Origin of the sequence: Zoogloea sp. (genome assembly GCF_023150065.1) — a bacterium.
Classification (GTDB): Bacteria; Pseudomonadota; Gammaproteobacteria; order Burkholderiales; family Rhodocyclaceae; genus Zoogloea.
In genome coordinates, this window is record NZ_JAKLLN010000009.1 from 62,792 (window position 1) to 88,182 (window position 25,391).

Sequence of the window (25,391 nt, forward strand, 5' to 3'; positions counted from 1 at the left end):
GCCTATCCAAGCAGCGGTTCGTAACTGTCGAAGCGTGCCCGCGTTTCGGCCAGCACGGCGTTCAGGCTGTCCCAGTCGAGCCCCAGGGCGCTCACCGCGTCCTGGTCCAGGCTGGGCATCTGGCCGGGCTGATTGCCGTCCTGGTCCAGATCCAGGGCGTGGGCAATGGCATCGGCGTAATGGATGATCCCGGCAAGCCCGCCGGGCATGCCCTGGGCGGGTCGGTGGTGCCAGGCCAGGGCGTCGACGATCTCGGCCGGGAAGTTCCAGCGCTGGGCCAGGGCGGCCCCCACTTCGCTGTGGTCGTAGCCGAAATGGCTGCGCTCGGCGTCCTCAAGGCGGCAGTCCCGGGCTGCCGCGACGCCCAGCACGGTGGCGAAGTCCTCCGGGTAGAGCACCAGCATGGCCAGGCGCCCGATGTCATGGAGGAGACCGGCGAGAAACAGTGCCTCCGGCGGGCGTTTGAGCGGGCTGGCCAGCGCCTGGGCGGCCACCGCGGTGCCCAGCACGTGCCGCCAGAAACGGTTCTGGCTGAAGCCCGGGCTGTGGATGGCCGGAAGGCCGGACATCACGGATGCGGCCAGCACCAGTGAGCGGATGGCAGAAAGGCCTACCACCACGATGGCGTCATGGATCGACCCGACCCGCGACTGCAGCCCGTAGAAGGGGGAGTTGGCGACCCGCAGCACCCGGGCGGTGATGACCTGGTCCTGGGAGATGTGCCGGGCCAGGGTATCGATGTCGATGTCGGCGCCAGCCATGGACTGAAGCACCTCGATCGCCACCGCCGGCATCGCGGGCAGCTTCTGCACCTGGCCGATCATCTCCTCGAGGCTGGGCGGCTTCATTTTCCGGACGCCTGGCGGAAAGCCAGCACGGCGTGGAGCAGGGCCTGGGAGCCTGCCTCGTCGGCGGTATGGCGGAACAGGTACATGACCCGCGCGCGGATCTTCTCGTGCTGCCGGGCGAGGGCCTCGGGGTCTTCCGGCGGGCAGATGGCCAGCATGCCGATGCCGCGCCGCTGCAGGCTTTCCAGGTGGGCGGCAGTGAGGCTCAGGCCCGCCGGCAGGAGCACCGCACCGGCGCCGTCCGTCACCGGAGCGGCCAGCACGGCACCCGGCAGCGTCTCGTCAAGGGGCTGAATCAGGGGGGCGTTCATGGGGTGCTGGCACAGCCGTTGAAGGTGAGCAGGCAGCCGCGGCTTGCCGTCGGACCGCCGAGGGGGTGGGCCTCGACCCGGAACTGGCGGCTGCCGCAGAGCAGGTCGGCCTGACCGGTGCTGGCCTGGAGCAGCGGAAAGAAGGCTTCGGGCAGCACGTCCTCCGCACCCAGGCCGAGCAGGGGGGCCTGGTCGGGAAAGAGCTTTTCGGCTGCCCGGTTGGCAAAGGCAATCATTCCCCCCGGATCGACGCCGAGCACCGGCAGGGGCATCACCGCCAGGGCCTCCTGGGTCAGGCTGAGGGCCGCTTCATCCATCCCCAGGCGACGCTCCCGGTCGGCGAGCACGCTGGTCAGACGTTCGTTGATGCGTTCCAGCTCCCGGTTGGCGTGCTGAAGCTCGGCGGCCAGGCGCTGGTTGTCGTCTGACAGGGCCTTGCGCCGGAAGGCTTCCTCGATGTTGGCCCGCAACATCGCGTCGTCCCAGGGTTTGGTGAGGAACTTGTAGATGGCGCCCTCGTTGATCGCATCGGTGACCGATTGCAGGTCGGTATAGCCCGACAGGACCAGGCGTACCGTATCCGGGTACATGTCCTTGGCCTTGTGCAGAAACTCGACCCCCGTCATGCCGGGCATGCGCTGGTCGGAGACGATCACGTCCACCCGGTTGGTGGCCAGCGCCTCGAGCCCCTGCTGCCCGCTGGTGGCGGTGAGGATGGTGTAGCCGTCGCGGCGCAGCAGGCGGCGCAGGGACGACAGGATGTTCTCCTCGTCATCGACCAGCAGCAGGGTGCGCTCTGCGCTGGGGCCCCGCAGCAGGCTGCCGTCGAGGCGCATGTCGCGGACCATGCCGTGTTCGAAGTCTTCCGCCATCAGGGGCTGGCCGAGCAGGGGGCCCTGGAGGTAGTCGCAACCGCAGGCCTGCATCACGGCGGCCACCTGGGCGTTGCGGATGCCCTTGGCGTTGACCGACAGTTTCATCCGGTGAGCCCGGGTGACCAGCGCCCGGACGATGGCCACGCCCTCCGGGTCGGTGGTCACATCCTGCACCAGTCCGGCCGGCACCTCGATGCAGTCCACCGGCAGCCGGCCGATCCAGGCCAGCAAGGCGTTGGCCTGGCTGGCTGCGCTGATCGTGAAGCGAACCCCGCAGGCCTTGAGGTGGCACAGGGCGGCTGCCGTGGTGTCGGGCACCTCGCCTTGTTCGGTGATGATGTTGAGCTCCAGGCAGTCGGGCTCCAGCCGGGATTCGAGCAGCACAGAGTTCAGGATGTGGGAGAACGCCGGTGCGCACAGCACCTCCAGTCTGGCCCCGACGGTGAGGATGATGCGTTGCCGGTGCGTGGTGTTCCACCCGCTGACCAGCCGGCAGGCGACCTGCAGTGGCAGGAGATCCTCCAGGGCCGCGTGCTGGACGACGACGTTGTCCGGCCGTCCGGGCCTGGCCAGATACAGCTTGGCACCGACGAGCGCACCGCTGCGGCCGTCGAAACGCGGCTGGAAGAGAAGCTGCGGTGTGGCTTGAGCAGGGGGGGCGGGGCTGTGCATCGAATCTCCAGACTGGGGCGGCCCATGGCTCGGGGTGGGCTCTGCCGATTGCGGAAGGTCGGAGCGGATATCGGCCCTGGCGCAGGCGGCTTGAGGGAATCCATCACATTCCGCCCGATTCTTGGGCGTGGCGGGCAGTCCGGCCCCGGGCAGAGTAAAATCCGGCCCATGCCCACCCAAGCTCACCACTTTCCTCTCCTTTCTGTCGTCGCCATTGGTATCGGAGCCGCCTTCGGTGCCTGGTTGCGCTGGTGGCTGGGCTTGCGGCTCAATCCGGTGCTGGCGCAGATGCCCCTGGGCACCCTGGCGGCCAACCTGCTCGGGGGCTACCTGGTGGGGGTGGCCGTGGCCTTCTTTGCTTTCCGCCCTGAGCTGCCCGCCGAAGTGCGCCTGTTTGTAGTAACCGGTTTTCTGGGCGGCCTTACCACCTTTTCCTCGTTTTCGGCCGAGGTGGTGCACCTGATCGATACCGCCCGCTATGCCTGGGCGGCCGGCGCCGCGGCGCTGCACCTGTTCGGCTCCCTGACGATGACCGCGCTGGGCATGTGGACCGTGCACAGCCTGCGCGCCTGATCCACCGATCCGCGTTTCCGATCGATTTCCTGCTTCTCCTGCAATCCCGATGGCCTCTTCGCAACACCGGCAAGACCCGCAAGATCCCTATTCCCTCCTCGAGCAGTGCCTGTCGGCCGACCGTCCGGCCCTGCGCCGCGACCTGCGCCGCCTGCCGAAGCGCCCGCGCAGCCTGGCCGAGCTGCCCGAGCCCCTGCGCCTGCGCATTGCCGACTCGGCAGCCCGCCTGATCGCCCGGGCCCAGGGCCTGCCCAAGCCGGACTTTCCGCCCGAGCTGCCGGTCAACCAGCGCAAGGACGAGATCGCCGAGGCCATCCGCAAGCATCAGGTGGTCATCGTGTGCGGCGAGACCGGCTCGGGCAAGACCACCCAGCTGCCCAAGATCTGTCTGGAGCTCGGCCGCGGCGTGGCCGGCCTGATCGGCCACACCCAGCCGCGGCGGATCGCCGCCCGCGCCACCGCCAGCCGCATTGCCCAGGAGCTCAAGACCGAGCTGGGCAGCGCGGTCGGCTACAAGATCCGCTTCAATGACCGCATCGGCCCCCAGAGCTACATCAAGCTGATGACCGACGGCATCCTGCTGGCCGAGACCCAAGGCGACCCCTTGCTCTCCGCCTATGACACTTTGATCATAGACGAAGCCCACGAGCGCAGCCTGAACATCGACTTCCTGCTCGGCTACCTGCGCCAGCTGCTGCAGAAGCGCCCGGACCTGAAGCTGATCGTCACCTCCGCCACCCTGGACGCCGAGCGCTTTGCCCGCCACTTCGGCAGCGCCGACAAGCCCGCGCCGGTGATCGAGGTGTCCGGCCGCCTCTACCCCATCGAGATGCGCTACCGCCCGGTGGAGCGGGACGAGCCCAAGCCCCAGCGCCCCGGCGAGCCTGCTCCGCGCCAGGACAACCGCGGCCCCGACCGCGACCTCTACGACGCCCTGGTGGATGCCGTGGACGAAGCCCACCGCAGCGGCCCCGGCGACGTGCTGGTGTTCCTGCCCGGCGAGCGGGAGATCCGCGAGGCCGCCGAGGCCCTGCGCAAGGCCCACCATGCCGCGGGCACCGAGGTGTTGCCCCTGTTCGCCCGCCAGTCGGCCCAGGACCAGGCCCGCGTCTTTGCCCCCTCGAAGGGGCGGCGGGTGGTGCTGGCCACCAACGTGGCCGAAACCTCCCTCACCGTGCCGGGCATCCGCTATGTGGTGGATACCGGCCTGGCGCGGCTCAAGCGCTACAGTCATCGCAACAAGGTCGAGCAACTGCAGATCGAGAAGATCGCCCAGTCGGCCGCCCGCCAGCGGGCCGGGCGCTGCGGCCGGGTCAGCGACGGCATCTGCTTCCGACTCTACGACGAAGACGACTTCAACAAGCGCCCGGCCCACACCGATCCGGAAATCCTGCGCTCGTCCCTGGCCGGGGTGATCCTGCGCATGAAGTCCCTGAAGCTCGGCGAGGTGGCCGACTTCCCCTTCATCGATGCACCCCTGCCGCGCATGGTGGCCGACGGCTACCAGCTGCTGGCCGAGCTGGGAGCGGTGGAGGAAAAGGAGGGCGAGGGCGTCATGAACCTCACCCCCATCGGTCGTGAGCTTGCCAAGCTCCCCCTCGACCCCAAGATCGGCCGCATGATCCTGGCCGCCCGCGACCGGGGCGCCCTGGCGGAGGTGCTGGTGATCGCCGCCGCCCTGTCCACCCAGGACGTGCGCGAGCGCCCGCCCGAGCGCCAGGCCGCCGCCGATCAGGCCCACGCCCGCTTCCGCGGCACCGAGCACGAGCAGAAGTCCGAGTTCCTGTGGTTCTGGAACCTCTGGAAGGCGTGGGAGGAAATCCAGCGCCACGAAACCTCCAGCAAGCAGAAGGCCTGGTGCAAGACCCACTTCCTGTCCTGGTTGCGCCTGCGGGAATGGCGTGATGTGTACAACCAGCTGCATACCCTGTGCACCGAGCACGGCTGGAAGGGGAACGACCAGCCGGCCAGCTATGAGGCCATCCACAAGGCCCTGCTCAGCGGGCTGATGGGCCACGTGGGCTGCAAGGTCGAGGATGCCTCGGGGCCGGCGGCCGGCAGCTACCTGGGCGCCCGTGGCATCAAGTTCTGGCCGCATCCCGGCTCGGCCATCGCCAAAAAGGCGGGCAAGTGGATCATGGGCGCCGAGCTGGTGGATACGTCGCGCCTGTTCGGGCGCTGCCTGGCCCGCATCAAGCCTGAGTGGCTGGAGGAGGTGGGCGAGCACCTGCTCAAACGGCAAGTGTCCGAGCCCCACTGGTCCAAGGCCAGCGGCGCGGTGCGGGCCTGGGAGCGGGGCACCCTGTATGGCCTCACGGTGTACCCCCGGCGTGGCGTGAGCTACCGGGAGATCGACCCCGAGCTGTGCCGCGAGCTGTTCATCCGCGAAGGGCTGGTGCAGGGCGAGATCGCCGAAGGTCCGGCCCGGGGCATGGCCTTCCTGGCCCACAACCGGCGCCTGGTGGCCGAGATCGAGCGCCTGGAGCACAAATCCCGCCGCCCCGACGTGCTGGTGGATGAGGAGCTCATCTACGCCTTCTACGACGCCAAGCTGCCCCCCGAGGTGCTGGATCTGGCCAGCTTCGAGGCCTGGCGCAAGGCTGCCGAGAAGAAGGCGCCCAAGGCCCTGCAGCTGAGCCGCGACCAGCTGATGCGCCACGACGCCGAGGGCATCACCACCGACCGCTTTCCGGCCAGCCTGGAGGTGCTGGGGCAGAAGCTCAAGCTCGCCTACCTGCACGCGCCGGGCGAGTCCGACGACGGCGTGACCCTCACTGTGCCTCTGGCCATGCTCAACCAGGTGCCGGCCAACCGCTGCGAGTGGCTGGTGCCGGGCCTGCTGGAAGAGAAGGTGATGGCCCTGCTCAAGACCGTGCCCCAGAAGCACCGCCACCGCCTGCAGCCCATGGCCGAGAGCGCCGGCGCCTTCATGGAGCGCTTCGATGCGGGTGACTTTGACACCGACGAGCCGCTCATCAAGATGCTGCAGCGTTTCGTGGAGGAGCGCGTGTCCCTGAAGCTGCCCATGGAGAGTTTCCGCCCCGAGAACCTCAACCCCCACTGTTTCATGAACTTCCGGGTGCAGGACGAGCACGGCCGCATCATCGGCCAATCCCGCAACCTGGCCGAGCTGCGGGCCAAGTACCGCGACCAGGTGGCGGCGCGCTTCCAGAGCGCGCGCATCGTGCCGGCGGCGGAGGCCCCGGCGCCCGCCCGCAAGGGGGCCGCGCCGGAAGGCAAGCCGGCTGCAGCCGCGGCAGCGCCCACCGGTGACAAGGCCCTGGCCGGCTTTACCGACTGGACATTCGGCGCCCTCCCCGAGCTGCTCGAGGTGAAGGTGGCCGGGCGCGACATCGTCGGCTTTCCGGCGCTTCACGATGACGGCAGCAGCGTGTCCCTTCGCCCCTACGACACGCCCGAAGAGGCAGCCAAGGTGCACAGGGGCGGCCTGGCCCGCCTGTTTGCGCTGACGCTGTCGGCCCAGGTGAAGGCTATCGAGAAGCTGCCGGGCATCCGCGACCTGGCCCTGCAGTTCATCAACTACGGCTCCGAGGCCGAGCTCAAGGCCCAGCTGGTCACCGCCACCCTGGAGCGCTGCTGTCTGCTCGAGCCCCTGCCGGTGGATGCCGACAGCTTTGCCCGGCGCTGCCAGGAGGCCAAGCCGCGCATCACCCTGGTGGCCCAGGAGCTGATGCGCCTCACCGGCCAGCTGATCGTCGAGCACGCCACCATGAGCAAGCGCGTCGCCGGCCTGAAGACCTTCCCCGACGTGGTGGCCGACATCAACGCCCAGGCCGCCCGGCTGATGCCGAAGAATTTCCTGGTGGCGCTGCCCTACGAGCGCATCGCCCAGATCCCCCGCTACCTGAAGGGCGTGACGGTGCGCATCGACAAGCTGCGCACCAGCCCGGCCCGGGATGCCCAGCTGATGGCCGAGTGGAAGAGCCTGGCCCAGCCTTTCGAGCGCGAATGGCTGGCCAAGGCCAAGGCCGGCGTCACCGACCCCCAGCTGGAGGAGTTCCGCTGGATGCTGGAGGAGCTGCGGGTGGGCCTGTTTGCCCAGGAGCTGAAAACACCCATGCCGGTGTCTGTGAAGCGCCTGCAGAAGATCTGGGACAGCCGGCCGCGGTAAAGTGACGGGGGAGCGTGCCACGCCGGCACGCTCCCGACCCCCTGGCCAACGGAGTCCGTCCCATGAATCAAACCCTTCCCGTACCCGACCTGCGCGGGGTCAGTCCCTCGCTGGTGCGCCTCACCCACGTGATCTACCTCCTGCACGCCTTTGCCGTGGTGATCGGGGTGACGTCCTCGGCGGCCACCGTGGCCGGTGGTTTTGTCTTTGGCCTGCCTTCCCTCGTGGCGGTGCTCCTTAATTACATCAAGCGTGGCGCGGTGCGCGGCACCTGGCTCGACAGCCACTTCAGCTGGCAGATCCGTACCTTCTGGTTCACTTTTCTGTGGCTGCTGCTGTCCGGCCTGGTGATGCTCACCCTCATCGGCATCCCGGTGGCCGCCTGGCTGATGATCCCGGCCCTGGGCCTGTGGGTGGCGTATCGCGTGGTACGCGGCTGGCTGGCCCTGTCGGGCGCCAGGCCGGTGGGGGGCTGAGGTCCGGCGTGGAGAGGCCTTTTTGGCGAAAGGGCTTGAATCTTCAAGTGGCTGCCCCGATGCTTCCGGGCGTTGCCCTTATCGGTTCGACTTGCCATGAATGATTTCTCCTTCGACGTCCGTGAATCCGAGTTCGATACCGCGGTGCTGGCCCTGTCCCATCGCGTGCCGGTGCTGGTGGATTTCTGGGCGCCCTGGTGCGGGCCCTGCCGTACGCTCAAGCCCTTGCTCGAGAAGCTGGCTGCTGACTATGGCGGCCGTTTCGTGCTGGCCAAGATCAACTCCGACGAGGCCCAGGCCGTGGCGGCCCGCTTTGCGGTGCGCAGCATCCCGGCGGTCAAGCTGTTCATCAATGGCGAGGTGGTGGATGCGTTTGACGGCGCCTTGCCCGAGGGCCAGGTGCGGGCCTTCCTCGACCGGCACCTGCCGGACGAGGCCGAGCGCCTGCGCCGGGCCGCCGCAGGGGTTGCCGACCCGCTGGAGCGGGCCGAGCTGCTGCGTCAGGCGGCCAGCCTGTCCGGGGGGCGTACCGCCATCGTGCTGGAACTCGTTTCTGCCCTGCTCGATGCCGGCCTCACCGATGATGCCGCGGCGGGCCTGGACACGGTGGCCCCGGCCGAACGGGACGGGCAGTGGGACGCGCTGAAGTCACGCCTCGGTCTCATCACCGATGCGCCGAATGTGGACGAAGCGGCCCTGCTGGCTTCCATTGCCGCCAACGCCAGGGATTTTGAAGCGCGCTTCACGCTGGCTGCCGCGAAGGCCGGCAACGGCGCGTGGCCGGATGCCTTCGCGCAGCTTCTGGAAGTGGTCCTGCGCGACCGGGCCGACGCCCGCGGCCGGGCCCGCGAGAAGCTGGTGGAGTGGTTTGCCCTGTGCCCCGACGCCCGCGCCGTGGCCGACGCAAGGCGTCAGCTGTCCATGTATCTCAACTAGCCCACTCCGGCCTGCAAGACGGCCCTTCGTGGGGGCGAATGAACTCGACCCCACGAGAGCTTGCCTTCGTTTAGTCTTTACTGCTCGCCACCCCGTTTGCCCAGATGCTCCCGGGCGAGGCGCTGCTGCACCTCATTGGGCGCCGGTTCGTAGTGGCTGAAGGCGATGCTGCAGCTCCCGTCGCCGCCGCTGATGGACTTGAGGCGGGATTCGAAGCCTTCCATTTCGGCCATGGGCACCTGGCTGGTGATCTCGGTCCAGCCGGGCTGCGGGCTGTCGGTGCCGGTGACGCGGCCGCGGCGGCCGGAGAGTTCGGCGCTGATGCCGCCGAAGTGCTCGTCGGCGACCCGCACGGTGAGGGTGATCAGCGGCTCCAGCACCACCGGCCGGGCCCCCTGTACGGCTTCCTGCAGGGCATGGCGGGAGGCGGTGATGAAGGAGATTTCATTGGAGTCCACGGCGTGGTGCTTGCCGTCGAACACCGTCACCTTCAGATCCTGCAGCGGAAAGCCCGCCATCACGCCTTCGGCGATGGCCTGGCGCACGCCTTTTTCGACGGCCGGCATGAAGTTGTAGGGGATGGTGCCGCCCTTCACCTCGTCGGCCAGCTGCAGCCCGGCGCCGCGCTCCAGGGTTTCGACGCGCAGGGCCACCTCGCCGAACTGGCCGGCGCCGCCGCTTTGCTTCTTGTGGCGGTAGCGGGCTTCGGCGCTGCCGGCGATGGTCTCCCGGTAGGGGATGGCCGGCGGCTTGGTGCCCAGGGTGAGATTCCAGCGGGTCTTGAGGGTGTCGAGCACCGACTTGAGGTGCACTTCGCCGAGGCCGCGGATCACTGTTTCCTTGGCCTGGAGGTTGTGCTCGACGGCGAGGCAGGGGTCTTCGTCCAGGAGGCGGTGCAGGGCTTCGGAGAGCTTCTGCTCGTCGCCATGTTTTTCGGCGGCCAGGGCCAGGCCGAAGACGGCCTGGGGATAGCGCGGGGCGACCAGGTGGAAGTGGTCTTCGTCATGGGAGTCGTGGAGGACGGCGTCCCGGTGGATGTCGTCCACCCGGGCCACGGCGCAGATGTCGCCGGGGATGCCGATGTCGATCTCGGTTTGCGTCTTGCCCTGGACGCGCAGCAGGTGGCTGACCTTGAAGGGCTTGCGGGCGTCGCCGATGTAGAGCTGGGTGTTGGGTGTGACGGTGCCCTGGTGGATGCGGAACAGGCCGAGCTTGCCGCGGAAGGGGTCGTTGCTCACCTGGAAGACGTGGGCAATCACGTGCTTGTCGGCGTCGGTGGTGGCGTCGACGGCTTCGGCGGCGGGGCCTTCACCCTTCAGGAAGCGCGGCGGGTTGCCCTCGGTGGGGTCGGGCAGCAGGCGGCCGAGGATGTCCAGGAGCTCGCGGATGCCGGCGCCGCTGCGGGCCGAGGTGAAGCACACGGGGATCAGGTGGCCTTCGCGCAGGGCGATCTCGAAGGGGTCGTGGAGCTGCTCGGGCTGCAGGGACTCACCCTGCTCGAGGTAGAGGGCCATCAATTCCTCATCCACTTCGACCACCTGGTCGACGATGCGGTCGTGGGCCTCGCGCACGCTGGAGAAGGCCGGTATGGCGTCGTAGTCGGGCTTGAAGAAGCAGTCGATGACGCCCGCGCCGCCTGTGGTGGGCAGGTTGATGGGCAGGCATTCCTTGCCGAAGCTGTCGACGATGCGTTCCATCAGGGCGCCGAAATCCACCGCCGGAGCATCGATGCGATTGACGACGATCATCCGGCACTTGTCGGCGGAGAGCTCCATGACCTTGCGGGTCAGGGTTTCGACACCGGCGGCGGCGTTGATGACGACCACGGCGGTTTCCACCGCGGGCAGGGTGGCCAGGGCCCGGCCGAGGAAGTCGGGCAGACCCGGAGTGTCGAGGATGTTCACCCAGTGCTCGGCCCATTCCAGGTGGGCGAGGGCGCTGTTGAGGGAGTGGCCGAAGGCCTTCTCCTGGGGGTCGTAGTCGCTGACCGTGTCGCCCTTCTCGACCGAACCGGCTGCGCCGATGGCGCCGGCGGTGGCCAGCAGCTTTTCCAGCAGCGTGGTCTTGCCGCTGCCGGACTGGCCGAGAAGACTGAGGTTGCGGATGTCGCGGACCGAGGTGGGTGTCATGCTTGCTCCCTTGTCGTTAGAGTTCTGAAGACTGGATGCGCAGATAGGCAAAAGTATCTGCCTCCGCAAGGGCCGCGACAACGACTCAGGTCAACAAAGCGCTGTCACCAGGCGAATCCCTGGCGTTGGGGGGCCGGGGCGGGAGGGGCTGACAGGGTGGGCAGCAGGTGCTGCAGGGCGTGCTCTTCGGTGCGGTAGGCGGCGTGGGGCGCCAGCTCGGTCCACAGCCCGGTGCGTTCCATCACGTCGATGACCTGTTTCTTGAGGCCGCAGCAGGCCAGGCAGCGCCCGCCGTCGGCCAACTGGCGGCGGATGCGGCGCAGGGTGTCGATGCCGCTGGCGTCCATGTCATTGATGCCGGCGCAGGACAGCAGCAGCACCTTCAGGTGGGGGTGGTCGCGGCCCACGGCGAGCACCGCGTCCTCGAAGGTGGCGGCATTGACGAAGTGCAGCGGGCCGTCGAAGCGCAGGATGGTGAGTTCGGGGTGGGGCGGGGGCAGGTCGAAGCGCGCCGCGTCGCGCCAGGTGCCGTCGGGGTGGCGCCCGAGCACGGCCACCCGGGGTTTCATGCTGCGGTAGATCAACAGGGCGAGGGACAGGATCAGGCCCGAGAGGATGCCGATCTCGATGTGCGGGGCGAAGGCCAGGGTGGCAACGAAGCTGATGGTGCCGGCCAGGCCGTCGTCCCGGCTGGTGCGCCAGGCCTCCCGCAGTTGGGCCGGCGAGAGCAGGGTGGCCAGGGTGACGAGGATGACGGCGGCCAGCACCGGCAGCGGAATGCGGGCGATCAGCCCGGGCATGCTCAGCAGGGCCGCCAGCACCATCAGGGCACCGACCACCGAGGCCAGCCCACTGCGGGCGCCGCTGGCCAGCAGGAAGGCGGAACGCCCGAAGGAACCGCTGACCGGGTAGGCCTGGCAGACCGAGGCGGTGAGCTTGGCGAGGCCCTGGCCGATGAGCTCCTGGTTGCCGTCCCAGCGCTGGCCGGTGCGTGCAGAGGCCACCTTGCAGCTGGACATGGCCTCGAGGAAGCTGACCAGGGCCAGCACGAAGGCCGAGGGCAGCAGGTCTACGGTCTGGCCCCAGTCGGCCCGGGGCAGGGCGAAGGCCAGGGTCTCGGCGGGCAGGGTGCCGACGACGCGTCCGCCTTCTGCTTCGAAGCCTGTCAGCCAGGCCACCACGCTCAGCCCCGCCACCACGATCAGCACCCCCGGCCAGCGCGGCAGCAGGCGGCGCAGGGCCACCAGCAGGCCGATGGCGGCCAGGCCCAGGGCGGCGGAAGGCAGATGGATGTCGGGCAGGGCCCGGGCCAGGTCGATGACGGCCTCGGCGAAGGGGCGCTGGCCGAAGGTGGGCAGCCCCAGCAGGGTGGGCAACTGGGCGGCGCAGATCAGCAGCGAGCAGGCGTTGATGAAGCCGTGGAGCACCGGGTGGGAGAGCAGATCTGAAAAATGGGCCAGGCGCAGCATGCCGAAGGCCACCTGCAGGATGCCGGCGAGCAGGGCCAGCTGCACCGCCAGCACGAGGTAGGTTTCGGAGCCGGGCAAGGCCAGGGGCGCGAGGCTGGTGGCGGTGAGCAGGCTGGTCAGGGCCACCGGCCCGGTGTTGAGCTGGGCCGAGGAGCCGAACAGGGCGCCGACGATGCACGGCAGCAGGGAGGCGTACAGGCCCACGTAGGGCGGCAGGCCGGCCAGCTGGGCATAGGCGAGGGCCTGGGGGATGGCCACCAGGGCTACGGTGAAGCCGGCCAGCAGATCGGCGCGCAGGGCGCCGGCGTCGAGCTGGTGGCGCCAGGCGAGGAAGGGCAGGTAGCGACTGAGGGCAGGCGGCATGGTGCGGATGGGGCGCTCCGGAGGCTGGCGTCGAGGCGGCAGTGTAGCGCGGCTCGACGGGGGGTGACGGTGTGCGGCGAGTCACAGAAAAGCGGTGAATGATCTAAAGTCCGGGCCGTGGGGGTCGATAAGCTGTTTGGCTGTCATGGTCTGGTTGATGGATTCCGTTTGACTCTTTCGGCCTCGCCGTAATTTCTCAACATGATCGGTCCACTCCGGTGACTTCAGACTCCTTCACCTCCGACCCTCCCGCGGCAAAGTCGACCATCCTGGTTGTCGATGACGTGCCGGAGAACATCGAGGTGCTCGGCGAACTGCTGCAGCCCCAGTACCGGGTGCGGGCCGCGCAGAGTGGCGCCCGGGCCCTGCAGGTGGCCCGTACCCCTCCCATCCCCGATCTCATTCTGCTCGACGTGATGATGCCGGGCATGGACGGCTACGCCGTGTTCGCGGCCTTGCGCGACGACCCCCTGACCCGCGACATCCCGGTGATCTTCGTCACCGCCCTGGATGGCCTGCAGGAGGAGGAAAAGGGCCTCGAACTGGGGGCCGTGGATTACATCAGCAAGCCCCTGCGCCCGACCATCGTGCAGGCCAGGGTGCGCATCCAGCTCGAGCTCAAGCGGGCCCGGGATCGCCTGCGCGACCAGAACCACTTCCTGGAGTCGGAGATCGCCCGCCGCATGGGCGAGAACCTGCTGGTTCAGGAGGTCAGCATCCGTGCCCTGGCACGCCTGGCCGAGATCCGCGACCCGGAGACCGGCAACCACCTGCGCCGCACCCAGGCCTATGTGTCGGTGCTGGCCAAGCGCCTGGCCCTCGATCCGCGCTACACCGAGAGGCTGGATCGACGCACCATCGAGCTGATCGCCAAGTCGGCGCCCCTGCACGACATCGGCAAGGTGGGCATTCCCGACCACATCCTGCTCAAACCCGGCAAGCTCACCCCCGACGAATGGGCCGTCATGCAGACCCATGCCCGCCTGGGCAGCGAGGCCATCGAGCACGCCGAGAAGGATGCGGAGCGGCCGGTGCCCTTCCTGGCCTTCGCCAAGGAGATCGCCCGCCATCACCATGAATGGTGGGATGGCAGCGGCTACCCCGATGGCCTGGCCGGCGAGGGGATTCCCCTGTCGGCGCGCCTGATGGCCCTGGCGGACGTGTTCGATGCCCTCATTTCCAAGCGGGTCTATAAGCAGCCCATCACCCAGGATGGCGCCCGCGACATGATCTGTGCGGCGCGGGGAACCCATTTCGATCCGGACGTGGTGGATGCCTTCGTGGCGGAGTTTCCGCGCTTTGCGGAGATTGCCAGCCGATACGTTGACGAGGCCGCCGAGTGAGATACATCGGCCTGCGACGCGCATTGTCGGGGCCAGGTCCATGAACGGGCGGATCCTCCGCATCGTATTGGTCTATGCGGCCTTCTCGGCTGCGTGGATTCTTTTTTCCGACAGACTGGTTGCACAGATCACCGCCAATCCGGCGCGGATCGCCGAGATCAGCACCATCAAGGGCTGGGCCTTCGTGGCGGTGACGTCCCTGCTGCTGTGGGGCCTGCTGCACCAGACGATGCAGACTTCCGCCCCGGCGCAACCCACGTCCTTCCTGCGTGCCTTGGGTGGCGAGGGCGCGTGGGCGCGGCTGCTGCCCTTTTCCCTGATTGCTCTGGCGGTCATCGCGATGGGCTACGGCAGCGCCGTGCTGTCGGTGCGGGATCGGGCCAGCCAGGAGTTGCTGCGCATCGAGGCCGTGGCGGATCTCAAACTGTGGCAGATCTCGGCGTGGCTGGTGGAGCGGCGTGCCGACGCGGCGGCCCTGGCCGGTGACCCGGGCATGGCCCGCGCCCATGAGCGATGGGTGGGGGGCGACGTCGGGGCCCGGAACGACATCCTGTCCCGTCTTGATGCCGTGCGCGTGGCCTATGGCTACTCCCGCGTCAGCCTGGTGGATGGCGAGGGGGCGAGCCTGCTCGCCACCCCGGGTGAAATGCCCTTGGGGCCGGGGCTGCGCGACGATGTTCGGCGTGCCCACGAGGCGGGGCAGGTCATCGAGAGCAACTTCTACCTCGCCGGAACAGGGCCCGACGCGCGCCCCATGCTGGATTTCATCGCCCCGCTGAAGACCCGGGGCGAGGCCGGAATGCCGGCCATCGTGCTGCAGGTGGATCCGGCCGACTTTCTCTACTCCTATCTCAAGGGTTGGCCCGCCCCCACGGAGACGGCTGAAACCCTGCTGATGCGCCGGGAGGGGGAGAACGCGCTGTTCCTTAGCCCCCTGCGCCTCCATCCCGCGCCGGCCCTCACCCTGCGCATTCCCTTCAATCCGGAGGGCCTGCTCGGGGCGATCATGATTTCCCGGCCGGAACTGCAGGGAAAGGCCATCGAGGCCCTGGACTATCGCGGTGTCAAGGTGGCGGGGGTGGGGCGTGCAGTCCCCGGAACCGACTGGCTGCTGGTGGCCAAGATGGATCTGGACGAAATCCACGAGTCGTCACGGCACCAGTTGTGGTGGATCCTCCTTGCCGTGGGCTTTGCCCTGTTCTCCACCGCCGTGGCAGCCCTGCTGCTCTTCCAGCGGCGCGAGCTGCTCCAGACCCGCCAGCGGGAGGAGGCCCAGGGCATGCAGCTGCGGGCGCTGCAGCTCCTCGATGCGATCGCCGATGGCTCCACGGACGTGATCTTCGCCAAGGATCTGCAGGGGCGCTATCGCTTCTTCAACCGGGCCGCCGCCCACTTTTGCGGGCTGCGTCAGGAAGACGTCCTGGGGGCGGACGACAGCCAGCTGTTTCCGCCAGAAGAGGCCGCCGCCATCGCCGGGGCCGAGAAGGCCGTAGTGGCCAGCGGCCGGGTCAGCACATCGGTGGAGACCCTCAGCACGGTGGCCGGGCCACGCAGCTTCCTGACCACCCGCGGGCCGCTGCACGATGCCGCCGGCAAGGTGGTGGGGGTGTTCGGCATCGCCAAGGACATCACCGAAAGGCGCAAGGCCGAAGACCAGCTGCTCAAGCTGTCCCTGGCTGTCGAGCAGAGCCCCTCGGCGGTGATCGTCACCGACAGGGAAGGGCGCATCGAATACGTCAATCAGGCCTTCGTGGAGGGGTCGGGCTACGCGCTGGACGAGATCCTCGGGCGGCGTACCGGTTTTCTCAAGTCGGGCCTGACGCCCCCGTCCACCTACACGGCCCTGTGGGCGACCCTGACGGCGGGGCAGTCCTGGGAGGGGGAGTTCATCAACCGGCGGCGGGATGGCCAGTTGCGGGTGGAACACGCCCGGATCTCCCCCATCGAGCAACCGGACGGGCGTGTCACCCACTACCTGGGCATCCAGGAGGACATCACCGAACGCAAGGCCGCCGAGGCCGAGCTGGCGAGTTACCGGGACCACCTGGAGCAATTGGTGGCGGTGCGTACCCGTCAGCTCGAAGAGGCCAACGTGGTGCTGTCCCAGCGCACCGCCGAGGTGGAGGCGGCCCGGGAGGCCTCGGACGCCGCCAACCGGGCGAAGAGCGCCTTCCTGGCCAACATGAGCCACGAGATCCGCACCCCCATGAACGCCATCATGGGCCTCACCCACCTGCTGCGTCGCAGCCTGGAGGGGGCCGAGGAGCAGTCCCGACTGCAGAAAATCAGCGATGCGGCGGAGCACCTGCTTTCCGTCATCAACGACATCCTGGACATCTCGAAGATCGAGGCCGGCAAGCTGACCCTCGACGAGACCGATTTCAATCTCGAAGAGGTAGTGGGCAAGGTCTGTGCCCTGGTCGCCGACAAGGCGCACCAGAAGGGCCTGGAGCTGGTGGTGGACATGGGCAGCGTACCGACCCGGCTGCGGGGTGATCCGAGCCGGCTCGGCCAGATGCTGGTCAACTACCTGGGCAACGCGGTGAAGTTCACCGAGAGCGGCCTGATCCTGCTGCGTTGCCGCAGCGAGGACGAAAGTGACACCGCGGTGAGTGTGCGTATCGAGGTCAGCGATACCGGCATCGGCATCGCCCCCGAACACCTGCCGCGTCTGTTCACCCCCTTCGAGCAGGCCGATGGCTCCACCACCCGGCGCTTCGGCGGTACGGGCCTGGGGCTGGCGATCACCGGCCACCTGGCGCGCCTGATGGGCGGTGAGGCCGGCGTCAGCAGTGAGCCCGGCCATGGCAGCACCTTCTGGCTGAGCCTGCGCTTTGCCCTGTCCCCCCGCAGCAGCCAGCCCGACCCCTCCCGCCTGCCGGCCCTGCGGACGCTGGTGGTGGATGATCTTGCCGAATCCCGCGACGTGCTGAGCGCCATGCTGTCGGCCCTGGGCGCCCGGGTGGTCGCCTGCGAGTCCGGCGCCTCGGCGCTGACCCTGCTGGCCGCCGCCGAGCATGAGGATGACCCCTTCGAGGTGCTCCTTGTGGATGCCGACATGCCCGAACTCGACGGCTTGCAGACACTGCAGCGCCTGGGGGCGCTGGGGCTGGCCTGGCCGCCGCGCTGCATCCTGCTGACCCTGGGGGAGGCGCCGGCCCGCAAGGAAGAGGCCCGACGCCTCGGTGTGGCCGACGTGCTGGCCAAGCCGGTGACCATCTCGAGCCTGCAGGCCCTGCTGCTCAAGGCACACCCGCCGGGTTTGCCGGGAGACGTGGGCCCGGTTTTGGCCCTCCCCGACGAGCGCACCCTGATGCGCGATCACGCCGGCACGCGGATCCTGCTGGTGGAAGACAGCCGCATCAACCAGGAGGTCGCCACCTCCCTGCTCGAGAACGTCGGCCTGCGCGTCGATGTGGCCGACAACGGGGCCATCGCCGTCGACAAGGCCGCCAACGGGGGCTATGGCCTGATCCTCATGGACATGCAGATGCCGGTGATGGACGGCCTCGAAGCCACCCGGGCCATCCGTCAGGCGGGCCATGCGGACGTGCCGGTGCTGGCCATGACCGCCAATGCCTTTGGCGAGGACCGCCAGCGCTGCCTGGATGCGGGCATGAACGATCACCTCCCCAAGCCCGTCGATCCGGCCATGCTTTACGCCAAGCTGCTCCAGTGGCTGCCCCGACAGGGGGCCGCGGCGCCTGCCGGCCCGGCTGACGCAACGGACATGCAAGCCCTGCTGGAGCGGGTGCCCGGGCTGGATGTGGCCTACGGGCTGCGCAACCTGCGTGGGCGCATTCCCAACTACGTGCGCCTGCTGCGCAAGTACGCCGATGGCCATGGCCACGACGCGGAAGCCATCCGCAATACCCTGGATGCCGGCCAGAACGTCGACGCCCAGCGCCTCGCCCACTCCCTCAAGGGGGTGGCCGGCATGATCGGCATGCCCGGCGTGCAGGCTCTGGCGGCTCGCCTGGAGGCTGCCATCCGCGACGGTGCGGCGCGCAGCCTGATCGACGACCTGGTTGCCCAGGTGGCCGAGGCCCAGGCGGCGGTGGCCGCTGCCATCGCAGCCCTGCCCGATGGCGTCGACGCCCCGGCAGAGAACACTCCCGATGCGGCCTCGGTGGTCGCCGCCCTGGCTCAGCTTGAAGCCCTGCTGGCGGAGGACAACGTCGCCGCAGTCCGCGCCGCCCGGGAACAGGCTGGCCTGCTGAAGGCCGGTCTGGGTGCAAACTGGGCCCGCTTCGACCGGGAGCTGACCGCTTACGACTTCCCCTCTGCCCTGGCGACCTTACGTACACGTAAATCCTGATTGACCCGGGCGCGGCTTCCGGGGGATGCTGGCAGGCCACGAAAAGCCCGCCAGGCGGGTGGATGACCCCATGAAATCCGTCTCTCCCCACGACCCGGCAGCCGGTGCTGCGCCACGTTCGTACTGGCCCCTGGTCCTCACGGCCTCGGCCGTGCTGATGATCACCATGGGCATTCGTCAGTCCCTCGGCCTGTACCTCTCGCCGCTCAACACGGCCACCGGTCTGGGCATTGCCAGCATCAGCTTCGCGCTGGCGGTGGGGCAGTTCATGTGGGGGGCCTCCCAGCCCATCTTCGGTGCGGTGGCCGACCGCTATGGCCCCGGCGGCTCCCTGTTCACCGGGGCGGTGATGCTGGTCCTGGGGCTGGCGCTGACGCCCTTTGTCAGCAGCGAGTTTGCCCTGACCCTGACCCTGGGCGTGCTGGTGGCCGCCGGTGCCGGGGCGGGCAGCTTCTCCATCCTCATCGGAGCTCTGGCCCAGCGCCTACCGGCCGAAAAGCGCGCCTTCGCGTCCGGCTTCATCAACGCCGGTGGTTCATTCGGGCAGTTCCTGTTTGCACCCCTGTCCCAGTTCCTGATTGCCGGCTTCGGCTGGGCCACCGCGCTGTTCGGTCTGGCCGCCTGCGCCCTGGCGACGATTCCCCTGTCGTGGCCCCTGCGCCACAAGGTCGAGCATCCGCCCTCGGCAGCGGCCGACCTGGGGCTGCGCCAGCAGCTGCGCGTGGCGCTGCGCGACCGCAGCTACTGGTGTCTGCACGCCGGCTTCTTCACCTGCGGCTTCCACATCGCCTTCCTGGTCACCCACCTGCCCGGGGCTGTAGACCTGTGCGGCCTGCCGGCCAGCGTGTCGGCGGTATCCCTGGCCCTGATCGGCCTGGCAAACATCGCCGGCAGCCTGGGGGCGGGGGCCCTGGGCCAGCATTACCGCATGAAATGGATCCTGGCCTGCATGTACGGATCACGGGCGGTACTGGTGGGGCTCTATCTGCTTGCCCCCAAGACCGACCTGACCTTCTACGCCTTCTCCATCGGCCTCGGCCTCACCTGGCTGGCCACCGTGCCCCCCACCGCCGGGCTGGTGGGCAAGCTGTTCGGCCTGCGTTACCTGGCCACCCTGTTCGGGCTGACCCTGCTGTCCCACCAGATCGGCGGCTTCTTTGGCGCCTGGCTGGGCGGGCTGGCCCTGGTCAACTTCGGCAACTACGACTGGATGTGGTATGCCGACATCGTGCTCGCCTCGCTGGCGGCGCTGGTGAATATCCCGATCCGCGAGGAATCCCCCCGGCGGGCGGCCCTGGCCTGAGGCTGGGCTGACAGGGGCGGGTCAGTCGCTGCCGCCCCGAAACGGCAGCCGTTCCGACAGCTCGTCCAGGTAGGCCTCCATGCCGCCCCGTTCCTGGGCCAGAAAGCGTGCCACCGCGTCGCGAAAGCGGGGGTCGGCGATCCAGTGGGCGGAAGTGGTGCGCACCGGCTCCAGCCCGCGGGACAGCTTGTGCTCCCCCTGGGCGCCGCCCTCAAAGCGCTGCAGGCCTTCGCGGATGGCGTAGTCGATGGCCTGGTAGTAGCAGGCCTCGAAATGCAGGCAGGGGATGAAGGCGATGGCGCCCCAGTAGCGGCCGTAGAGGGTTTCCCTGTCGCGCAGGAAGAAGCTGGCGGCGATGGGCGAGCCGGCCTGCTCGGCAATCATCAGCACGCAGGCATCCGGCATGCGGCGTCCGAAGTCCTCGAAGAAGGCGCGGGTCAGATAGGGCGTGGAGCGGTGCTCGGCGTAGGTCTGGCTGTAACAGGCGTGGAAGAAGGCCCATTCCTCCGGGCCGATTTCGGTGCCGCAGAGGATGCGGAAGCTCACCCCGGCGTCGGCGACCTTGCGGCGCTCCTGGCGGATCTTCTTGCGTTTGGGCTGGGCCAGGTGTCCGAGGAAATCGTCGAAATCCCCGTAGCTGGCGTTGTGCCAGTGGAACTGCACCCCATGGCGGATCTCCAGACCCGCCGCCTGCAGCCACGCGGATTCATCGGCAGTGGGAAACAGGATGTGCAGGGACGAGGCGCCGGAGGCTTCTGCCGCCTCGCGCACGCCCTCGATCAGCAGGCGCCGGCTGGCTTCGTCGCGCCCCGGCACCCGCAGCCCGGGGACCGGGGTGAAGGGGACGGCCGCCAGCCACTTGGGGTAGTAGTCGAGGCCATGCCGCTGGTAGGCGTCGGCCCAGGCCCAGTCGAAGACGTACTCGCCGTAGGAGTGGGTCTTGAGGTAGAGGGGCATGGCCGCCAGCAGGGTGTCGCCGTCCCACAGGCCGGCATGGCGGGGCGTCCAGCCGGTGCGGGGCGACACGCAGCCACTGGCCTCGAGGGCCGACAGGTAGGCGTGGGACAGGCTGGGCTGGCCGTCGGTGAGGCTGTCCCACTGGGCGGCGGGGAGAGCATCGATGGTGGGGTGGAGACGAAGTTCGGGCATGGTCGGTGGCGGCAGGGTCCGGGTGCAAGAATACCGTCAGGCGACGGCGGCCGTGCAGGCGATGCACCCGGTGATCACGCCCTTCGCGGTATAGTGTCGCCCCATGAAAACCCCTCTTACCGTCGCTGTCGCCCAGCTCAATTGTGTCGTGGGCGACATTTCCGGCAACGCGCGCCGGATCCTGGAAGCGGTCACCCGGGCGAAGGCTGCGGGCGCCGATGTGCTGCTGACCCCCGAGCTGGCCCTGTGCGGCTATCCGCCCGAAGACCTGCTGCTGCGGCCGGCCTTCCTGCAGGCCTGCACCGACGAGCTGGCGGCCCTGGCGGCCCAGGTGCAGGGCATCACCGTGCTGGTGGGTTACCCGGCCGAGCAGGATGGTCTGCGTTTCAACGCGGCCGCGGTGATCCGCAACGGGCGCGTCGTCGACACGTATTTCAAGCACCGCCTGCCCAACTACGAGGTCTTTGACGAAGAGCGCTATTTCGAACCCGGCGCGGGCGCCTGCGTGTTCGAGCTCAATGGCCTGCGGGTGGGTGTCAACATCTGCGCCGACGTCTGGGAATCGGGGGCCGCCGAGGTCGCCCGGGATGCCGGCGCCGAGCTGCTGCTGGTGCTCAACGCCTCGCCCTTCCACATGAACAAGCAGCAGCGCCGCTACGAGGTGATGCGCGAACGCGTGGCCGACACCGGCCTGCCGGTGGCCTACTGCAACCTGGTGGGCGGCCAGGACGAGCTGGTCTTCGATGGTGGCTCCTTTGCCCTTGACGCGGACGGTGCGCTGGCCTGGCAGGGTGCCTCCTTCCGCGAGGAGCTGACCCTGCTGCAGTTTGCCGATGGCGCCTGGCGTGACCAGGGCGTGCCCGACGTGCGTCCCGTCGAGGCGGATGTCTACGATGCGCTGGTGCTGGGCGTGCGTGACTACCTGGGCAAGAACGGCTTCCCCGGCGCCCTCATCGGTCTGTCGGGGGGCGTCGATTCGGCGCTCACTCTGGCCATTGCCGTGGATGCCCTGGGCGCCGACAAGGTGCGGGCGGTGATGATGCCCTCGCCCTACACCGCCCAGATGAGCCTGGACGACTCCCGCGAGATGGTGCGCTGGCTGGGAGTGCGCTACGACGAGATCGCCATCGAGCCGGCCATGCAGACCTTTGCCGACATGCTGGCCCCCCAGTTTGCCGGCCTGCCCGAAGACACCACCGAAGAGAACCTCCAGTCGCGCATCCGCGGCATGCTGCTGATGGCCCTGTCCAACAAGACCGGCGCCATCGTGCTGACCACCGGCAACAAGAGCGAGATGGCCACCGGCTACGCCACGCTTTACGGCGACATGGCGGGGGGCTTTGCGGTCATCAAGGATCTTTACAAGACCTTTGTCTATCGCGTCTGCGCCTGGCGCAACGCCCAGCCGGGCGGCCCGGTGATCCCCGAGAACATCCTCACCCGTCCGCCCTCGGCCGAGCTCAAGCCCGACCAGTGCGACCAGGACTCGCTGCCGCCCTACGAGGTGCTGGACGCCATCATCGCCGCCTACATGGAAGAGGACCTGTCGCCCCCCGAGATCATCGCCCGGGGCTACCCCGAGATCGACGTGCGCCGCACCGTGGCCATGCTCCGGCGCAATGAATACAAGCGTCGCCAGGCGCCCCCCGGCGTCCGTGTGACCCAGCGCGGCTTTGGCAAAGACTGGCGCTACCCCATCACGTCCCGCTACCGCGACGCCTGAACGCCCCACCCAGCGCCCGGCACGCCGGGCCGGATATTCCGGCTAGAATGCCGCACCCTTCCCAGGAGAATGAAGATGAAAAAAATCGAAGCCGTGATCAAGCCCTTCAAGCTCGACGAAGTCCGCGAGGCCCTGTCCGAGGTGGGCATCACCGGCCTGACCGTGACCGAGGTGAAGGGCTTTGGCCGCCAGAAGGGCCACACCGAGCTGTATCGCGGCGCCGAATACGTGGTGGACTTCCTCCCCAAGATCAAGATCGAGGTGGTCGTGGCCACCGACGTGGTGGAGCAGGCTGTCGAGGCCATCATCAAGGCGGCCCGCACCGGCAAGATCGGCGATGGCAAGATTTTCGTGATGCCCGTCGAGCAGGTGGTGCGCATCCGCACCGGCGAGACCAACGAATCGGCCATCTGACGCAGCCGCTTCGCCGTACCAAAAAGCCCGGCTCTGCCGGGCTTTTTGTTTTTGCCGCACCGGATTGCGTAAAATGCCGGGTTTCACGCATTCCCGGATTCTCGCCATGGCCACTCCCGTCCGTACCCGCTTTGCCCCCAGCCCCACCGGCTATCTGCACATCGGGGGCGCGCGCACGGCGCTGTTCTCGTGGGCCTATGCCCGCCGCCATGGCGGCCAGTTCATCCTGCGCATCGAGGACACCGACGTGGCCCGCTCCACCCCCGAGGCCGTGCAGGCCATTCTGGACGGCATGAGCTGGCTGGACCTGAACTGGGACGAAGGCCCCTTCTACCAGATGCAGCGCATGGACCGGTACAAGGTGGTGATCCAGGAGATGCTGGCGGCCGGCACCGCCTACCCCTGCTACATGCCGCCGGAAGAGCTGGACGCCCTGCGCGAAGCCCAGCGCGCCCGCGGCGAGAAGCCGCGCTACGACGGACGCTGGCGCCCCGAGGCCGGCAAGGTGCTGCCCGAGCCGCCGGCCGGCGTGCAGCCGGTGATCCGCTTCAGGAACCCGGCTGACGGCGTCGTGGCCTGGGACGATCTGGTCAAGGGCCGCATCGAGATCGCCAACGCCGAAATGGACGACCTCATCATCGCCCGCGCCGACGGCACGCCCACCTACAACTTCTGCGTCGTGGTGGACGACTGGGACATGGGCATCACCCAGGTCATCCGCGGCGACGACCACGTGAACAACACCCCGCGCCAGATCAACATCCTCAAGGCCCTGGGCGCGGTGGTTCCCCAGTACGCCCACCTGTCCATGATCCTGGGTGACGACGGCCAGAAGCTCTCCAAGCGCCACGGCGCGGTGAGCGTGACCCAGTACGACGACGACGGCTACCTGCCCGAGGCGGTCATCAACTACCTGGCCCGCCTGGGCTGGAGCCACGGGGATGACGAGATCTTCTCCCGCGAGCAGCTGGTCGAATGGTTCGACCTGGACCACATCACCCCGTCCGCGGCCCAGTTCAATACCGAGAAGCTCAACTGGCTCAACGCCCATTACATCAAGCAGACCGACGATGCCCGCCTTGCCGCCGACGTGAGCCGCCGGCTCGCCCGCCGCGGTGTAGATCCGGAGGCTGGCCCGGCCCTGGAAGCCATCATCGCCCTCTACAAGGACCGCTCCGCCACCCTCAACGTGTTGGCCGATGCGGCCGAGCCCTTCTACATCGACCTGCATCCCGCACCGGAGCTGATTGCCCAGCATCTCACCGAGGCGGCCAGGGCTGCGCTGGCCACTCTGCGCGGCAAGCTGGCCGAAGGGGTTTGGGAGAAAGCGGCGCTCAACGCCGCCATCAAGGAGACCTGCACCGCCCACGGCCTGAAGATGCCCCAGGTGGCGATCCCCCTGCGGGTGGCCCTGCTCGGCCAGCCCCAGACCCCGTCCATCGACGCCGTGCTCGAGACCATGGGCCGCGAGCGGGTGCTGGAGCGCCTCGACCGGGTGCTCTGAGCCCGGCTCCGATCCCCTGGGGGCACTCCGGCCGGTATGGCTTCTCTTGTGGGGTCGAGCTCATTCGACCCCACAGGGCAATTTGATCAGAACGCCGCGCTGCCGCCCCCGACGATCTCGCCGTTGCGTACCCGCACCGGGTCGCCATTGCGCCAGCCGGGCTGGCCCTGCTGCTGGATGACCCGGCGGGTGCCGTCTTCCATGCGCACCGTCACCTGGTAGTGGGTGACCGTGCGGGTACGCTTCTCCACCTCGTTGCCCGCAAAGCCGCCCAGCACGGCACCGCCGATGCGTGCCAGCTGCTTGCCTGAGCCTTCACCCACCTGGTGACCCAGCACGCCACCGAGGATTGCGCCGCCAACGGCGCCGATGCCCGAACCTTCACCCTTCTGCTGGATGGGCTCGATGCGTTCGATCACGCCGCAGTCCCGGCACACCGGGGGCGCCGTGTCGGCCGTCTGGCGAGGGCTGACGGGGGGCGGGGCGGGAACCGCATCGGCCGGCGGCGGGACGTTCTTGACCACCGCAGGGGCCGGATGGCCATGTTCCCGGGTGGAGGTGGGACGGGAGGTTTGATGGGTGGGGCGGGGTGAGGGGGCCGCGGCCGGGGCCTCCGCTGCGGCAGGAGCGGGTTCGGCCTCGCGCTTGGCGACCGGAGCGCTGGGCGGAGCCTCCTGCAGGGCGGGCTGGGAGGCGACGGTCTCTGTCACTGCCGTGGGTTTGGCGCCGAAGTCGGGCAGCACGCCGGTGAGTTTGGCGACGCCGGCCAGGCTCAGGGCTGTTACCGAGACGGCTGCGATCATCAGCGCCGGGTGCAGGGCAGGGGTGTTCAGATGGGTGCTCATGGCGTGAC

Annotated in this window: 17 protein-coding genes; 10 read left to right on the forward strand and 7 right to left on the reverse strand. The window is 68.7% G+C overall.

Going from position 1 to position 25,391, the window contains the following annotated elements:
* Positions 1-2: 2 nt before the first annotated feature.
* The 3 genes from L6Q67_RS12190 to L6Q67_RS12200 are packed head-to-tail and all read right to left on the reverse strand — an operon-like array spanning position 3 to position 2,706.
* Positions 3-848 (reverse strand): HDOD domain-containing protein, encoded by an 846-nt coding sequence (locus L6Q67_RS12190; protein WP_296569663.1) that lies wholly within the window; start codon positions 846-848, stop codon positions 3-5.
* On the reverse strand, positions 845-1,159 hold the full coding sequence (locus L6Q67_RS12195) for a hypothetical protein (RefSeq protein ID WP_296569665.1): 315 nt from the start codon (positions 1,157-1,159) through the stop codon (positions 845-847). The genes L6Q67_RS12190 and L6Q67_RS12195 overlap by 4 nt, the downstream gene beginning before the upstream one ends.
* On the reverse strand, positions 1,156-2,706 hold the full coding sequence (locus L6Q67_RS12200; RefSeq protein ID WP_296569667.1) for a response regulator: 1,551 nt from the start codon (positions 2,704-2,706) through the stop codon (positions 1,156-1,158). The genes L6Q67_RS12195 and L6Q67_RS12200 overlap by 4 nt, the downstream gene beginning before the upstream one ends.
* Positions 2,707-2,874: 168 nt before the next feature.
* Between L6Q67_RS12200 and crcB the strand changes: the two genes are divergently transcribed.
* The 4 genes from crcB (at position 2,875) to L6Q67_RS12220 (ending at position 8,823) form a co-directional block, all read left to right on the forward strand.
* Complete coding sequence (gene crcB, locus L6Q67_RS12205; RefSeq protein ID WP_296569669.1) at positions 2,875-3,279, forward strand: fluoride efflux transporter CrcB; 405 nt, start codon at positions 2,875-2,877, stop codon at positions 3,277-3,279.
* A 49-nt stretch (positions 3,280-3,328) separates the two neighbouring features.
* Complete coding sequence (gene hrpA, locus L6Q67_RS12210) at positions 3,329-7,411, forward strand: ATP-dependent RNA helicase HrpA (protein WP_296569671.1); 4,083 nt, start codon at positions 3,329-3,331, stop codon at positions 7,409-7,411.
* Positions 7,412-7,473: 62 nt separating this feature from the next.
* Positions 7,474-7,887 carry a hypothetical protein gene (locus L6Q67_RS12215; RefSeq protein ID WP_296569672.1) on the forward strand — a complete coding sequence of 138 codons (414 nt, stop codon included), beginning with the start codon at positions 7,474-7,476 and terminating at the stop codon, positions 7,885-7,887.
* Positions 7,888-7,983: 96 nt separating this feature from the next.
* Complete coding sequence (locus L6Q67_RS12220) at positions 7,984-8,823, forward strand: tetratricopeptide repeat protein (protein ID WP_296569674.1); 840 nt, start codon at positions 7,984-7,986, stop codon at positions 8,821-8,823.
* A gap of 77 nt (positions 8,824-8,900) precedes the next feature.
* On the opposite strand, the gene fusA is transcribed toward L6Q67_RS12220, so the two are convergent.
* Positions 8,901-10,952, reverse strand: coding sequence for an elongation factor G (gene fusA / locus L6Q67_RS12225; protein WP_296569676.1), 2,052 nt, complete (start codon positions 10,950-10,952; stop codon positions 8,901-8,903).
* 104 nt (positions 10,953-11,056) lie between these two features.
* Positions 11,057-12,784, reverse strand: a complete 1,728-nt coding sequence (locus L6Q67_RS12230) for a SulP family inorganic anion transporter (protein ID WP_296569678.1) — start codon at positions 12,782-12,784, stop codon at positions 11,057-11,059.
* Between the two features lie 218 nt (positions 12,785-13,002).
* Here L6Q67_RS12230 and L6Q67_RS12235 point away from each other — a divergent pair, with 218 nt between their 5' ends.
* The 3 genes from L6Q67_RS12235 (at position 13,003) to L6Q67_RS12245 (ending at position 19,748) form a co-directional block, all read left to right on the forward strand.
* Complete coding sequence (locus L6Q67_RS12235; RefSeq protein ID WP_296569680.1) at positions 13,003-14,127, forward strand: two-component system response regulator; 1,125 nt, start codon at positions 13,003-13,005, stop codon at positions 14,125-14,127.
* 40 nt (positions 14,128-14,167) lie between these two features.
* Positions 14,168-18,445 (forward strand): response regulator, encoded by a 4,278-nt coding sequence (locus L6Q67_RS12240; RefSeq protein ID WP_296569682.1) that lies wholly within the window; start codon positions 14,168-14,170, stop codon positions 18,443-18,445.
* Positions 18,446-18,515: 70 nt separating this feature from the next.
* Positions 18,516-19,748, forward strand: coding sequence for an MFS transporter (locus L6Q67_RS12245; protein WP_296569684.1), 1,233 nt, complete (start codon positions 18,516-18,518; stop codon positions 19,746-19,748).
* Between the two features lie 21 nt (positions 19,749-19,769).
* Here the strand turns inward: L6Q67_RS12245 and L6Q67_RS12250 are convergent, their stop codons facing one another.
* Positions 19,770-20,897, reverse strand: coding sequence for a GNAT family N-acetyltransferase (locus tag L6Q67_RS12250; protein WP_296569686.1), 1,128 nt, complete (start codon positions 20,895-20,897; stop codon positions 19,770-19,772).
* Positions 20,898-21,000: 103 nt separating this feature from the next.
* Between L6Q67_RS12250 and L6Q67_RS12255 the strand changes: the two genes are divergently transcribed.
* From L6Q67_RS12255 to gltX, 3 genes are all read left to right on the forward strand, one after another.
* Positions 21,001-22,620, forward strand: coding sequence for an NAD+ synthase (locus L6Q67_RS12255; protein ID WP_296569693.1), 1,620 nt, complete (start codon positions 21,001-21,003; stop codon positions 22,618-22,620).
* Positions 22,621-22,695: 75 nt separating this feature from the next.
* On the forward strand, positions 22,696-23,034 hold the full coding sequence (locus tag L6Q67_RS12260; RefSeq protein ID WP_296569695.1) for a P-II family nitrogen regulator: 339 nt from the start codon (positions 22,696-22,698) through the stop codon (positions 23,032-23,034).
* Between the two features lie 106 nt (positions 23,035-23,140).
* Positions 23,141-24,538 carry a glutamate--tRNA ligase gene (gene gltX, locus L6Q67_RS12265; RefSeq protein ID WP_296569697.1) on the forward strand — a complete coding sequence of 466 codons (1,398 nt, stop codon included), beginning with the start codon at positions 23,141-23,143 and terminating at the stop codon, positions 24,536-24,538.
* 86 nt (positions 24,539-24,624) lie between these two features.
* Here gltX and L6Q67_RS12270 read toward each other — a convergent pair whose 3' ends face one another.
* A complete protein-coding gene (locus L6Q67_RS12270) occupies positions 24,625-25,383 on the reverse strand; it encodes a glycine zipper 2TM domain-containing protein (protein ID WP_296569699.1) in 759 nt (252 codons plus the stop codon).
* Positions 25,384-25,391: the final 8 nt, after the last annotated feature.

Excerpts from the sequence above, each read along its gene's own strand:
- L6Q67_RS12190 (WP_296569663.1), bottom strand. The coding sequence starts at position 848 with ATGAAGCCGCCCAGCCTCGAGGAGATGATCGGCCAGGTGCAGAAGCTG.
- L6Q67_RS12195 (WP_296569665.1), bottom strand. The coding sequence starts at position 1,159 with ATGAACGCCCCCCTGATTCAGCCCCTTGACGAGACGCTGCCGGGTGCC.
- L6Q67_RS12200 (WP_296569667.1), bottom strand. The coding sequence starts at position 2,706 with ATGCACAGCCCCGCCCCCCCTGCTCAAGCCACACCGCAGCTTCTCTTC.
- crcB (WP_296569669.1), top strand. The coding sequence starts at position 2,875 with ATGCCCACCCAAGCTCACCACTTTCCTCTCCTTTCTGTCGTCGCCATT.
- hrpA (WP_296569671.1), top strand. The coding sequence starts at position 3,329 with ATGGCCTCTTCGCAACACCGGCAAGACCCGCAAGATCCCTATTCCCTC.
- L6Q67_RS12215 (WP_296569672.1), top strand. The coding sequence starts at position 7,474 with ATGAATCAAACCCTTCCCGTACCCGACCTGCGCGGGGTCAGTCCCTCG.
- L6Q67_RS12220 (WP_296569674.1), top strand. The coding sequence starts at position 7,984 with ATGAATGATTTCTCCTTCGACGTCCGTGAATCCGAGTTCGATACCGCG.
- fusA (WP_296569676.1), bottom strand. The coding sequence starts at position 10,952 with ATGACACCCACCTCGGTCCGCGACATCCGCAACCTCAGTCTTCTCGGC.
- L6Q67_RS12230 (WP_296569678.1), bottom strand. The coding sequence starts at position 12,784 with ATGCCGCCTGCCCTCAGTCGCTACCTGCCCTTCCTCGCCTGGCGCCAC.
- L6Q67_RS12240 (WP_296569682.1), top strand. The coding sequence starts at position 14,168 with ATGAACGGGCGGATCCTCCGCATCGTATTGGTCTATGCGGCCTTCTCG.
- L6Q67_RS12245 (WP_296569684.1), top strand. The coding sequence starts at position 18,516 with ATGAAATCCGTCTCTCCCCACGACCCGGCAGCCGGTGCTGCGCCACGT.
- L6Q67_RS12250 (WP_296569686.1), bottom strand. The coding sequence starts at position 20,897 with ATGCCCGAACTTCGTCTCCACCCCACCATCGATGCTCTCCCCGCCGCC.
- L6Q67_RS12255 (WP_296569693.1), top strand. The coding sequence starts at position 21,001 with ATGAAAACCCCTCTTACCGTCGCTGTCGCCCAGCTCAATTGTGTCGTG.
- L6Q67_RS12260 (WP_296569695.1), top strand. The coding sequence starts at position 22,696 with ATGAAAAAAATCGAAGCCGTGATCAAGCCCTTCAAGCTCGACGAAGTC.
- gltX (WP_296569697.1), top strand. The coding sequence starts at position 23,141 with ATGGCCACTCCCGTCCGTACCCGCTTTGCCCCCAGCCCCACCGGCTAT.
- L6Q67_RS12270 (WP_296569699.1), bottom strand. The coding sequence starts at position 25,383 with ATGAGCACCCATCTGAACACCCCTGCCCTGCACCCGGCGCTGATGATC.